This is a genomic window from Seonamhaeicola maritimus (assembly GCF_008056315.1).
Taxonomy (GTDB): Bacteria; Bacteroidota; Bacteroidia; order Flavobacteriales; family Flavobacteriaceae; genus Seonamhaeicola; species Seonamhaeicola maritimus.
This window is the reverse complement of sequence record NZ_VRKQ01000013.1, coordinates 43,110-56,467: the sequence shown is the minus strand read 5'-3', so window position 1 is coordinate 56,467 and position 13,358 is coordinate 43,110. Positions and strand designations below refer to the sequence as shown.

Genomic DNA, 13,358 nt, shown 5'->3' with positions numbered 1-13,358 from the left:
CTCTTCAGCTGGTGCTGGATCAAACTCTGCCTTTGGTGCTGGATTTACATTGATTGTTTGTTGAACGTCAATAAAGTGACCACATGAATCTGTAACTCTGTAAGTTCTGGTAATTGATCCGCCACAAGCTCCTGGATCCTCAGAATCACTAATATGTTCAACCGAAGGAGTCCCACAATTGTCGGCCTCATCTAAGACAACAGAAGGATCTGGAAGAGGTATATTTCCACAGTCCACTGTTTCCGAAGCTGGAACACTAGCTGTTGGCGCCTCTGTATCTGCTTCCAGAGTAAATGATGAACTACATTGCTCTTCTTGTTCACATTCGTCAGATGCAGTATAAATTATAGTAATAACAACACCATTACAAATATCTGTTGGTGCAATTATTTGATTTAAAGGAGTATCAACTCCGTTAACATTATATGTCTCGGTAACTGTCCCAGCTCCACCATTTGAGGAAAAGCCTCCAAGCCAAGCGGTAAAATCTCCACTTATATCATCTGTACAATCTACACTAACATCATCCGGACAAGAAACTGTTAAATCAGGTGCTATATTAACTTTAACAGTAGCTTCCGCACTATTCGTGCATCCATTACCATCCGTATAAGTATAAGTAACAGTATAGTCTCCTGGTGTTAATCCAGTAGCATCAAAAACACCTGCTCCGCTTACATGATTTCCACTCCATGTACCACCTAAAGGTGATCCAGTTAACTGTATCATTGTATCTGTACATGCTAATTCTTCATTGTCTGCCGTAACAGTTGGTAAGTCATTTACAGTAAGCGTACCACTTTGATCCCCATCTGCTGGCGGACATCCCGTAGGACTTGTTACCATTACTGTATAAACTCCATCATCACTCAATTGTGCAGGATCAAAAGTTATAGTTGCTGTATTAGCTGTAAATCCTCCCGGACCTGACCAATCAAAAGTATATCCTTCAATTTCTGGATTTGCAATAACCACATTTTCACCATTAATAATTCGAGTTACTGTAGCTGTTAAACTTGCTGAGCCCCCCACACAAACTGAAGCATCACTAACATCAACAATAGGGGGTAAATTAAAACTACCACCAACAAAATCTTTTGAATCTGCTGTGATTTCAGCTGAGGATCTAGTTTCTAGCATCCACGATGCTCCACAAATGATATCTGGGTTATTTTGTAAATCAAATACATCTGTTATGTCTATAACACCCTCGTAAAATTCGTTGGTGTCATATTCAATTTGTCCAGCTGGTACAATAAAATTAGAAGGTACAGCAGTAGGACCATCATTATTTTGTCCTACCTGAGAATCAGTACCAACTTCAACTAAAGAATTGTTATTACCTTTATCTCCATTACCAGGTCCTACCCATTTAAGTACAGTAATGGCTGCATTTCGCCCACCACCAGTAAAATCTGCCAATACTAAGAGATCACCTATACTAGAATCAGCATCATACAATGTTCCCGCTGGTTCACCTGGTATTTGTTCTCCAAAATTGGTAAAATGGTCAGGAGTAAAATATTTATCTTTTCCTTCATCAACAGAGCCAGAACCATTTAACAAGAACCAAAAACCGATATACCCCGTTCCGTTATTACTTTCTCTATCTCCTGCAAAAAACAGGTAGGTATGCGTATCATCGTAGGAATTAAACGGTGGAGTGGCATTACAAATTGGTGCTCCTGTTATACCTGTATATATAACAGCTGCGGCATTCATAATATCACTCTTAGCTTGCATTGGACTATACGTCCAATTACTGTAATCTGGTGTAGGAGAAACTTGCCCCCAACTTTTAAAATCTTTACCCCCAGTAAAAATATCATCCGCATTACCAGTAAATACGTCATGTCTAAGCTCAAATGAAGGAGCCCCCGTTACTGCTAAACCTTGCCATTCTTCAGAGTTTCCATCAATACATGGTATCCCAGCTTGAGCATTTAAGTTTATACCTGATAATAAAAAAAGCATAACCACTATCAAACCAGTTATACTCTTAAATTGCTTTCTTAATAAACTAAGGCAGCATGAAATCAAATTTAAAGAGGAAGTACTCTTTGTTTTTTGGGTAAAATTGTACATTAACATAACATTTTGTTTAATTAATTAAAACACCATGTTACATAAATAAGATTTACAACATATTCTTTATTCAGCGGTTAACTGAACAAAAAACGTTGTTAAATTTTGGTAAGACGAGGGCATCTTTAATTTGCTATTAATCAAATATGCTCTTAATAATAAAATAAGTAAGAAAAAATAATACGTAGAAAAGAGGGTATATCAAATGTAGAGAAATTATGTGTGCTTAAAAAAGGGGAATTTCAACTTTTAGATTATCCGTGTATTTTTTTAGATTATTGACTGTATTTCTTAAATATTTCATAAATTTTTAGATGAGCCACAACTTTTATCCGATGAAGTGTTTTTATACTAAAAAAGAATAGTCAATTCCCCTCCTATTCCTTGATATTACTATCAAAAAGGATATTCACTTATCAAATGAATATATAAACACCATAAAGAAAATGACCGTAAAACTCTTAATATTAATGACTTAAAAAAGCGAACTATATTGTTATTTCTACAGCCCAATCCCTTCTAAATGTTAATAATAATCCAAAATTGACCACAAAAGCTAATCATTTGATTATTTTTGGCTGATAATTAAATAATAATGATGAAACCGACATAATTAAAATCATCACTAAAAACTTCAGTGATTATTTTGATTATCAAAGGTTACATGTGACTAAAAATAGAACGAACACATGAAAAAATTACTTTTTTTAACCATGGCAATAGCTGTTATTGCTTGTAAAGAAGAACCTAAAGATTACGCAACCCTTTCAGGAACAATCACTAATAAAAACAGTGACTCTTTAGTAATTAGAACTAGAGCTGGTTTTACAAAAACTATAAAAGTTAGCGAAGACGGTACATTTAAAGATACTTTAAAAGTAGAAGCTGGAATTTATAACCTTTTCGATGGAACATCTTACACTAATTTATTTCTTGAAAATGATGCAGATATAAAAATATCTTTAGATGCTAAAGAATTTAATAAGTCTATTAATTATGCTGGTAAAGGATCTGAAACTAGTAGCTATTTAGCAAAAAAAGCATTAATTCAAGAAAAAGAATTAACACCAGATTTATTGGATTTAGATGAAGAAACTTTTAAAACAAAAGTAGCGAGTGTTCATGATAGTTTTACAGAATTATTAGATAGCTCTAAGAATATAGATTCTACCGTAGCAGCCAATGAAAAAGATAGCTTTAGCAAAATGCAAGAAGGTCTTTTAGGTATGTATCAACAACAAAAAGCTATGGCTAGTCAGTTTGACGATTTGAAAGGACAGCCATCACCAACTTTTGAAAACTATGAAAACTATAAAGGAGGTACAACATCATTAAGTGATTTAAAAGGAAAATATGTTTATGTTGATGTTTGGGCTACTTGGTGCGGACCGTGTAAAAGAGAGATTCCATTTTTAAAAGAAGTTGAAGAAAAATACCATGGCAAAAACATAGAGTTTGTTAGTATTTCCGTTGATGAAGGAAGAGGTTTTAAAGGTGATACACCAGAAGCTAGAAAAGCAGCTTCTATTGAAGGATGGAAAAAAATGATAGCCGAGAAAGAAATGGGCGGTGTTCAATTACTTTCGGATAAAGCGTGGAAATCTGATTTTGTACAAGGATATAAAATCATGGGAATACCAAGATTTATCTTGATTGACCCTAATGGAAATGTTGTGGATGCTAATGCACCTAGACCATCAAGCCCAAAACTTATTGAGTTATTTAATGATTTGAAGATTTAAAAGATAATTTCTCTTAATAATATGAAAGCCTCCTTTACGGAGGCTTTTTTTATGTCATTCAAAAGGAACTTAGTAACTTAAGAATCTGTTTAATCGATTAAAAGATTCTTCGCTTCGCTCTGAATGACATGATTGTTTTGCTAATTCGTTATGCTGAATTTATTTCAGCATGCCATTTGTTGATGTGACCTAAAAGCTACACTTCGACTGCGCTCAGTGTGACATTTTTGAATGCCTCTTAGTCTACTCTGGTTCTTCTTCCTGATTTTCTTGTGCTGGCTCCTCTGGTTGCTTAAATAAATCCAAATAGGCTTCTCCTAGATAGTCTATAATATGACTTGCAATTAAACTTTGATACCCAAAGTCTTCAACTGCAATATCAGCAGATTTACCATGTAAATAGACTCCGAATATGGAAGCTACTAGCGGATTATAGCCCTGAGAAATCAAACCTGTGATAATTCCGGTAAGTACATCTCCACTACCCGCTGTTGATAATCCTGGGTTCCCGGTGGTATTAACATACAGCTTATCTTCTAAAACTGTAATGGTATTGGCGCCTTTTAAAACCACAATAACTTTATGTTTTTTTGAAAAAGCCGTTACCTTATCAAGTTTATCAAAATCGTCCTTCCATGCTCCTATTAATCGCTCTAACTCTTTTGGGTGCGGTGTTAAAACTGTATTTTCAGGTAACAGTTTAAGCAAGGTTTTCTTTTTAGCCAATATATTTATTCCATCAGCATCAATTACTAAAGGTGCTTTATTCTGTTTTAAAAAAGCTTCAAAAGCCTTTAGTGTTTTCGTATTAGTGCCCACACCTACTCCAATACCTACAACGGTTGGCTCTATATCAAATTTAATGTCAGTAATTAGCTCTTCATTTATATCGGTAAAAACCATAGCTTCTGGAAAAGACGACTGGAGTACATTATAACCGCATTTAGGAGTAAATACTGAAACTAAACCAGCTCCAGCTGAAAGCGCTCCCCTGCTCGCTAAGGTAACCGCTCCCATTTTACCATAACTACCACCAATAATTAAACTATGACCGAACTGTCCTTTATGTGAAAACTTCTCTCTGGGAACATATATTGGCAAAACCTCAAATTTTCCTATAAGTTCAACATCAGTAACTGTTGTATGCAAAAACTCTTGATCTAAACCAATATCTAAAACCTCCCATTGTACCGTATATTTAGCGGTTTCGGGTAAAAAGAAAACCAGTTTAGGTGAAGCAAAACTAAGTGTATAACCAGCCCAAACCACATCATCTTCATGTTCTGGAACCTTTTCAGTACTCAATCCTGAAGGAATATCTACCGAAAGCGTAAAAGCCTTTGTAGTTTTAAAATGTTTAAAAAGCGCTTTGACCCAGTCTGCCACAGGCCTATTTAATCCTATTCCAAAAATGGCGTCTACAATAATGTCGTCTGGATGAATCTCTGGAAAATCTTCTTCGCATTTCAATAAAGTTGGCCAATCTTTGGTTACATTTTTTATTCTATCATAATTAATCAAAAAATCTTTAGAGCGTTTATCACTACAATTCACTACATAGGTCTTTACATTATAGCCATGTGTAATCAAATGTCTTGCTATTACTAAGCCATCACCTCCATTATTACCAATACCACAAAACACATGAACTGGAACTTGTGCTCCTTGCATACGCATATGCATCCAATTAAAAATTTGAGTAGCTGCACGTTCCATTAAATCTGTAGATGTAATGTTTTGTTTTTCAGCAGTTAACCTGTCACCTTCATAAACCTGTTCTCTTGAGAATATCTTCATTAAAATATATAATTATTGATTTTCTAATTCTTTAGTAATAACGTTGCATTTCTTAAAAGAAAAAGAGTTCTGTTTAAGAATATTACAAAAAAATAGTTTTAGTTTTTTTATTAGGCTAAATGTAATACTTTTGGCTTGCATTATCATAGCATAAATGAATCATTTAGACCAAAACATAAGATTTTCAAGTACTCTTTTTACTAAAGATGCTACTTCTTTTATTGGTAATACTACAATTACTACTACCCTTTGGGGTTGTTAATTTTATATACTTCGGGCTATCTTTGTGGTTTTAAAATAAATCACAACTTAAAAATATATTTTTCAATTATCAATTCATTATAAAATGAAACCGACATGCTTAAATTAATTTTAATATTAGTTTCAATAATTATTTTAAACATCAAAGGTTACATGTGACAAATGAAAAACAATAAAAAATAACACATGAAAGTTTTAAAATTTGGAGGAACTTCTGTAGGTTCTGCAAAAAATATAAATAACGTTATCAATATTTTAGAAGATTATTCTAAAAACGATTCTGTAATCTGTGTAGTTTCAGCTGTTGGAGGGATTACTGATAAATTATTATTGGCTGGAAAATTGGCTCAAAATAAAGATGCTGAATTTTTAGAAGTTTTCAATACAATAAAGAAAATTCACTTAAATATTGTTAATGAACTAATACCAAGCAACAACAATAACGTAGTTGAATTTGTTAATCAGCGATTAGATGAGCTTAAAAGTTTACTTGATGGTATTTTCTTAATAAACGAATTATCGCCTAAAACATCTGATAAATTAGTAAGTTTTGGGGAATTATTGTCGTCTTTCATCATTGCAGAAACCATGAAAAGTAGAGGTTTGTCTGCAGAACGTAAAAACTCTCAAGAACTTGTTGTAACAAATGCTGTTTTTACAAAAGCGGAAGTTAATTATAGTATAACAAATAAAAATATTCAAGATTATTTTAGTTCTGCTTCTCAAAAAATCACAATACTTCCTGGGTTTGTTTCAAAATCGATTAATGGAGAGCAAACTACTTTAGGTCGTGGAGGTTCAGATTTCACTGCAGCTATTGTGGCCGCAGCTTTAAAAGTAGCACAATTAGAAATTTGGACAGATGTTAGCGGTATGTTCACTACTAATCCAAAGTTAGTTAAACAGGCTTATCCTATAAATGAGATTTCATATCAAGAAGCCATGGAATTATCGCACTTTGGAGCTAAAGTTTTGTACCCTCCTACTGTGCAGCCGGTTTTAGATTTAGAAATTCCTATTTACATTAAAAATACTTTAGAACCAGACGCTGCGGGGACTAAAATATCAAATGATGCAATCATCTCTAATAAACCAGTTAAGGGCATTAGTAACATAGGCAATATTGCTTTGTTAACGCTTGAAGGTAGTGGAATGGTTGGTATTCCTGGATTCTCAAAACGATTGTTTGAAACATTGTCACAAGAGAAAATTAACATCATTTTAATCACTCAGGCATCATCAGAGCATTCTATATGCTTAGGAATTGAAACTAAAGATGCTGAAGCTGCTAAAGAAGCTATTGATGCAACTTTTGAGAATGAAATTGCGCTACATAAGATAGAGCCAATTATTGTTGAAGATAAATTATCAATTGTAGCACTTGTTGGAGATAACATGAAGAACCACCAAGGTATTAGCGGTAAGTTGTTTAGTGCCTTAGGAAAGAATAATGTTAATGTTAGAGCAATTGCTCAAGGTGCTTCAGAAAAAAACATTTCTGTTGTAATATCAGAAAACCATGTTAAAAAGGCTTTAAATGTATTGCATGAGCAGTTCTTTGAATCAAAAACTAAGCAATTAAATGTGTTTATTACTGGTGTAGGTAATGTAGGTGAACGCTTGGTTGAACAAATAAAGCAACAAAAGAAATTCTTAAAAGAGAATCTTAAAATAAACCTGAGAGTAGTTGGTTTGTCAAATTCCAGAAAAATGATTTTTGATGAAAATGGTTTAAACCTAAAGTCATGGAAAGAGCAATTGGCTAATGGAGAGCAAGCTACACTACAAGGCTTTTTTGAAAAGGCAAGAGATTGTAATTTACGAAATAGCATTTTTGTTGATGTAACGGCAAATAAAGACGTTGCTGATTTATATCCTCAGTATTTGCGTGAAAGCATATCAATTGTGGCCTGTAATAAAATTGCGTGCTCAAGTGATTATATAAATTATAAAGAATTAAAACGTTTATCACTTAAATATAATGCACCATTCTTATTTGAAACTAATGTTGGAGCAGGTTTACCAGTGATTGATACTTTAAGTAATTTAATTGCTTCAGGTGATAAAGTAAATTCAATTCAAGCAGTTTTATCTGGAAGTTTAAACTTCGTTTTCAATAATTTTAATGATTCTACAAAATTTTACGACATTGTAAAGCAAGCAGCAGCTGAAGGTTATACAGAACCAGATCCGAGAATTGACCTAAGCGGTGTAGACGTTGCCAGAAAGATTTTAATTTTAGCCAGAGAAAGCGGAGTTGAAATGAATTTAGAAGATATAGAAAATGCACCATTCCTATCAGAATCAGGATTAAAAAGTGATACTGTAGATGATTTCTACCAAACACTTATAGTTGATGAGTCACATTATCAAAGTTTATATGCCTCCGCGAAAGCAAATAATTGTCAGTTGAAATATGTAGCCAAATTTGATAATGGAAAAGCTAGTGTTAGTTTACAGGAAATTCCTGTAGGTCATCCGTTCTACAATTTAGAAGGAAGTGATAATATTGTTATGTTCTATACAGAGCGTTACCCAGAACAGCCTATGATAATTAAAGGTGCTGGTGCTGGTGCAGATGTTACGGCTTCAGGATTGTTTGCAGATATTATTAGATTAGGAAACGATTAATGAGTTATGAAATTACACAAAGAAAGTGATATTTCCTGCTCTAGTGCGGCCGAAAGTTATTTAATAGATAAGATGAACGAAATAAGAATATTTTCTCCAGCAACAGTTGCCAATGTGTCTTGCGGATTTGACGTTATGGGCTTTTGTCTTGATAGCGTTGGTGATGAAATGGTGATTCGTAAAGTAGAAAGGAAAGGTATTCATATTACAAGAATTGAAGGTTTTGATTTACCTTATGAAGCAGAAAAGAATGTTTCAGGTGTATCTGCCTTGGCTATGTATGACGCTATTGATGTTGATTTTGGTTTCGAAATTGAAATCTACAAAAAGATTAAACCGGGCAGTGGAATTGGTAGTAGCGCAGCCAGTGCCGTTGGTAGTGTTTTTGGTATGAATGAGCTTTTAGGTAGACCGTTTAACAAAACGCAGTTAACAGAATTTGCAATTAAAGGTGAAGCTTTAGCTAGTAAATGTGAACATGCCGATAATTTAGCTCCCGCTATGTTTGGTGGTTTTGCGTTAGTGAAAAGTGTATCGCCGTTAGTAATTTTAGAAATCCCATCTCCTGAAGATTTATATGCAACCATTATACATCCGCAGATTGAAATAAAGACTGCTGAATCTAGAGCATTGTTGCCAAAAGAAGTTGCTTTACAAGATGCTACAACACAATGGGCAAATTTTGGAAGTTTAATTCACGGGTTACACACTGGAGATTTTGAAGTTATCAAAAACGCATTGCATGATGTTATAGTAGAGCCACATAGAAGCAAGTTAATTCCTTACTTTAATGAAGTAACTAAAGCAGCTATAAATGCTGGAGCATTAGGCTCAGGTATTTCTGGTTCAGGTCCTTCAATATTTTCTTTAAGTAAAGGGATTGAAAATGCTATAAATGTGAAAGATGCTATAGAAAAAGTATATGCTAAAACTGGAATTGATTTCGATATTCATGTGTCCAAAATCAATTCAAAAGGAATTAAAATAATAAACTAAAATCATCATGTCACCTTGAGCGCAGTCGAAAGGTCGCATAGTAATTATATTAAAACTAAATAGATTCCTGCCCTCGCAGGAATGACAGAAAAATGAATTATTACTCTTTAAATAAACAAGCTCCAGATTCAACTTTTGAAAATGCAGTTGTAAAAGGATTAGCACCAGATAAAGGTTTATATTTTCCTGAAAGCATTACGCCTTTAGGTGATGATTTCTTTAAAAATATAGACAACTTGTCAAATACAGATATTGCTTTTGAGGCAATTAAGCAATTTGTGTCTCCTGAAATTCCTGAAGATGTTTTAAAGACAATTGTTGAAGAAACCTTGTCTTTTGATTTTCCAGTAGTTCAACTTAATAAAAACATTTCTACACTAGAGTTGTTTCACGGGCCAACAATGGCGTTCAAGGACGTTGGAGCTCGCTTTATGGCACGTTGCTTAGGTTATTTTAATAAAGATAACGATAATGAAGTAACAGTTTTAGTAGCAACATCTGGAGATACGGGTGGTGCTGTAGCCAACGGATTTCTTGGTGTAAAAGGTGTTAACGTGGTTATACTTTACCCTAGTGGAAAAGTGAGTGATATTCAAGAAAACCAACTAACGACCCTAGGACAGAACATTAGAGCTTTAGAAGTAAATGGTACTTTTGACGATTGTCAAGCTATGGTAAAAACAGCTTTTTTAGATGAAGAGCTTACTAGCCAAATGCAGTTAACATCAGCTAACTCAATAAATGTAGCACGTTGGTTACCACAATTATTCTACTTCATATTTGCTTATAAGCATCTTCATATAAAATACAATGATATTGTCTTTTCTGTACCAAGTGGAAACTTTGGAAATGTTTGCGCAGGCATGATGGCGCAACAATTAGGATTACCAATCAAACATTTTATAGCATCAAACAACGTAAACAATGTGGTGACACGTTACTTACAATCGCAATTATATGAACCAAAACCATCTATCCAAACCATAAGTAATGCTATGGATGTTGGAGCGCCAAGTAACTTCATTCGTATTCAAGAGATTTATAAAAATCAATTTGATAGCTTAAAGGAAAATGTGTCTTCATACAGCTTTACAGATGAAGAAACTAAGGCGGCTATGTTAGAAATGTACAATGAGTTTAATTACGTTGCCGATCCACATGGCGCTGTTGGTTACTTAGGAAGTAAGGCATATTTAAAAGAAAACCCAGATGCACATTGCGTATTTTTAGAAACAGCACACCCAACAAAGTTTTTAGATGTGGTTGAAGAAGTTATTAAAGAAAAGCAACCATTACCAAAGCAAATTCAAGAAGTAATGGGTAAAGAAAAGGTATCGACAGTAATTTCTAATTATGAAGGTTTAAAAACATTTTTACTAAACTAAAATAGTTAATTATAAAACTAATCCCTTAAACCCATTGAGAGTTTAAGGGATTAGTTTTATCAAAACTTTTCAAAAGGAATCATACGAATTTATGTAGATTTGTTTGATGAAAATTAAAATTCAATAGTAGATTATGAATAATACTGCTTTAACTTCAACTCACGAGGCTTTGGGTGCTAAAATGGTACCTTTTGCTGGTTATTATATGCCCGTTCAATATGAAGGTGTAAATATTGAGCATGAAACAGTACGACATACCGTTGGTGTGTTTGATGTATCTCATATGGGAGAATTTTTAATTGAGGGTGAAAATGCCCTTGATTTAATTCAAAAAGTAAGTAGTAACGATGCCAGTAAGCTAACCGTTGGAAAAGCCCAATATAGTTGCATGCCAAATGAAACTGGTGGCATTGTTGATGATTTAATTATCTACAAAGTAAAAGAAAACACTTATTTACTAGTTGTTAACGCCAGCAACATTGAAAAAGATTGGAATTGGATAACTTCTAATAATGACGTTGGAGCAACCATGCGTAATTTGAGTGAAGATTATTCTTTGCTGGCAATTCAAGGTCCAAAAGCAGTTGAAGCTATGCAAAGCTTAACAAGTCATGATTTATCTGCTATTAAATTTTACAATTTTATTGTTGGTGATTTTGCTGGTATTGAGCATGTCATTATATCTGCAACAGGTTATACAGGGAGTGGTGGATTTGAAATCTATTGTAAAAACTCTGAGGTAAAACAAATTTGGGATAAAGTTTTTAAGGCTGGAGCAGATTTTGGAATCAAACCTATTGGACTAGCTGCGCGTGATACCTTACGTTTAGAAATGGGGTATTGTCTTTACGGAAATGATATAGATGATAGTACCTCTCCTATTGAAGCTGGTTTAGGTTGGATTACAAAATTCACCAAGGAATTCACTAATTCTGAAGCTTTAGAGGATGAAAAACGTCGTGGGCCAGAAAACAAACTTGTTGCTTTTGAATTAGATGAACGCGGAATTCCTCGCCAAGGATATGACATTGTTGATGGTAATGGTAATAAAATTGGAAGAGTAACATCAGGTACTATGTCTCCTAGTTTAAGTAAAGGTATTGGCTTGGGTTATTTACCTCCCATCTTTTCAGAAGTTGGTAGTAAAATTAATATTCAAATTCGTAAAAAAACTATTCCTGCTACTGTAGTTAAGTTGCCATTTTATAAGGGATAATGATTTTTGTGCATAAATGAAGCGGACGGGGAAAGAAAGTAAACACAGGATATTAATACTTGGTGGCAGTGGTTTTTTGGGCAATGCCATTTACAAGGAACTCTGCTCCTATTTTAAAACTTACGGTACGTATTGTATTTCTAATAAGCAATTTGAAAAGAATCATCAGTTCTTTCAGTACAATTTTGAAGAAGATGATATTTACGAAATCCTTGATATTGTTAAACCAACTATTATTATTTCTGCACTTCGCGGAGATTTCTCAAAACAAGTCCTATTACACGAACATTTAGCAGAATATGTTTTTACCCAAAAGATTAAACTTATTTTTCTGTCGTCTGCTAATGTTTTTGATGCTTATAGTAAGTATCCAAGTTATGAGAATGATAAAACATTGAGTAATAGTGTATATGGGCATTTTAAAATAAAAATTGAAAATATATTACTTCGCTTACCCAAAAAACAAGTTGCCATCTTAAGGCTACCAATGGTTTTTGGAAGTCAATCTCCTAGAATTCATGAAATTATAAAAAACATAAAAGAAAAGGAACCTGTTGAAGTATTCCCAAATTTGGTTATGAATGTTACCAGTGATGACAAGCTTACCCAACAAATTCATTACATTATTAATAGAAACAAATCCGGGGTTTTTCATTTAGGTAGTAATGATTTAGTTCATCATGATGATTTCATTAAAGAAATAATTGAAACACTAACGCTTGAAAAAGCTATTTATAAACATGTTTACACCACTAATGATGAGCGTTATCTTGCTGTTTTAACTAAAACTAATAAACTACCCAAACACCTCCAATTTAAAAGTACCGACATCTTAAAAGAGCTAAAAATAAATTGATTATAAACGTATTAATCGTTATTTTTAGTTGATATTAATTCGAAAAACTATTCAATGGATAAATTATCAGAACAAGATATTGAGAAAAAGTTATTACGTTACCCAGATTGGGAGTACTTCGATAATGCAATTCATGCAGAATTTGAGTTTGAGAATTTTAGAGATTGCTTTAGTGCCATGAGCAGAATTGCCTTTGAATGTGAAGCTTTAAACCATCATCCTAACTGGAGTAACGTTTATAATGTCCTTACTATTTCTCTTTCAACACATGATGCAGATGGTGTAACGAATAAAGATTTTAAGTTAGCTGAAGCTATTGAAAACATTGTAGAACCTGTAGAATAATTTAAAATCAGCATTTATACAAATTTATAGTAAATATCATATCC

The 13,358-nt window shown here is 33.5% G+C and carries 9 protein-coding genes; 7 read left to right on the top strand and 2 right to left on the bottom strand.

The window, feature by feature from the left end; genetic code table 11:
• On the bottom strand, positions 1-1,974 hold a 1,974-nt coding region (locus FUA22_RS13815; RefSeq protein ID WP_241664834.1), incomplete at its 3' end, for a DUF5011 domain-containing protein.
• Positions 1,975-2,774: 800 nt separating this feature from the next.
• On the opposite strand from FUA22_RS13815, the gene FUA22_RS13810 reads away from it, so the two are divergent.
• Positions 2,775-3,827: a TlpA family protein disulfide reductase gene (locus FUA22_RS13810; protein ID WP_147769184.1), complete on the top strand. Its 1,053-nt coding sequence runs from the start codon at positions 2,775-2,777 to the stop codon at positions 3,825-3,827.
• Between the two features lie 243 nt (positions 3,828-4,070).
• On the opposite strand, the gene FUA22_RS13805 is transcribed toward FUA22_RS13810, so the two are convergent.
• Positions 4,071-5,624 carry an NAD(P)H-hydrate dehydratase gene (locus FUA22_RS13805; RefSeq protein WP_147769183.1) on the bottom strand — a complete coding sequence of 518 codons (1,554 nt, stop codon included), beginning with the start codon at positions 5,622-5,624 and terminating at the stop codon, positions 4,071-4,073.
• Positions 5,625-6,071: 447 nt separating this feature from the next.
• On the opposite strand from FUA22_RS13805, the gene thrA reads away from it, so the two are divergent.
• The 6 genes from thrA (at position 6,072) to FUA22_RS13775 (ending at position 13,314) form a co-directional block, all read left to right on the top strand.
• Positions 6,072-8,516 (top strand): bifunctional aspartate kinase/homoserine dehydrogenase I, encoded by a 2,445-nt coding sequence (thrA, locus tag FUA22_RS13800; protein WP_147769182.1) that lies wholly within the window; start codon positions 6,072-6,074, stop codon positions 8,514-8,516.
• 72 nt (positions 8,517-8,588) lie between these two features.
• On the top strand, positions 8,589-9,512 hold the full coding sequence (locus tag FUA22_RS13795) for a homoserine kinase (RefSeq protein WP_147769189.1): 924 nt from the start codon (positions 8,589-8,591) through the stop codon (positions 9,510-9,512).
• Positions 9,513-9,604: 92 nt separating this feature from the next.
• The gene (gene thrC / locus FUA22_RS13790; RefSeq protein WP_147769181.1) at positions 9,605-10,897 is read left to right on the top strand and encodes a threonine synthase; all 1,293 of its coding nucleotides are present in this window, start codon (positions 9,605-9,607) and stop codon (positions 10,895-10,897) included.
• Positions 10,898-11,030: 133 nt separating this feature from the next.
• Complete coding sequence (gcvT, locus tag FUA22_RS13785) at positions 11,031-12,113, top strand: glycine cleavage system aminomethyltransferase GcvT (RefSeq protein WP_147769180.1); 1,083 nt, start codon at positions 11,031-11,033, stop codon at positions 12,111-12,113.
• Positions 12,114-12,129: 16 nt separating this feature from the next.
• Positions 12,130-12,969: a sugar nucleotide-binding protein gene (locus FUA22_RS13780; RefSeq protein ID WP_147769179.1), complete on the top strand. Its 840-nt coding sequence runs from the start codon at positions 12,130-12,132 to the stop codon at positions 12,967-12,969.
• 54 nt (positions 12,970-13,023) lie between these two features.
• Positions 13,024-13,314, top strand: coding sequence for a 4a-hydroxytetrahydrobiopterin dehydratase (locus FUA22_RS13775; RefSeq protein ID WP_147769178.1), 291 nt, complete (start codon positions 13,024-13,026; stop codon positions 13,312-13,314).
• The last annotated feature ends 44 nt before the right edge of the window (positions 13,315-13,358 follow it).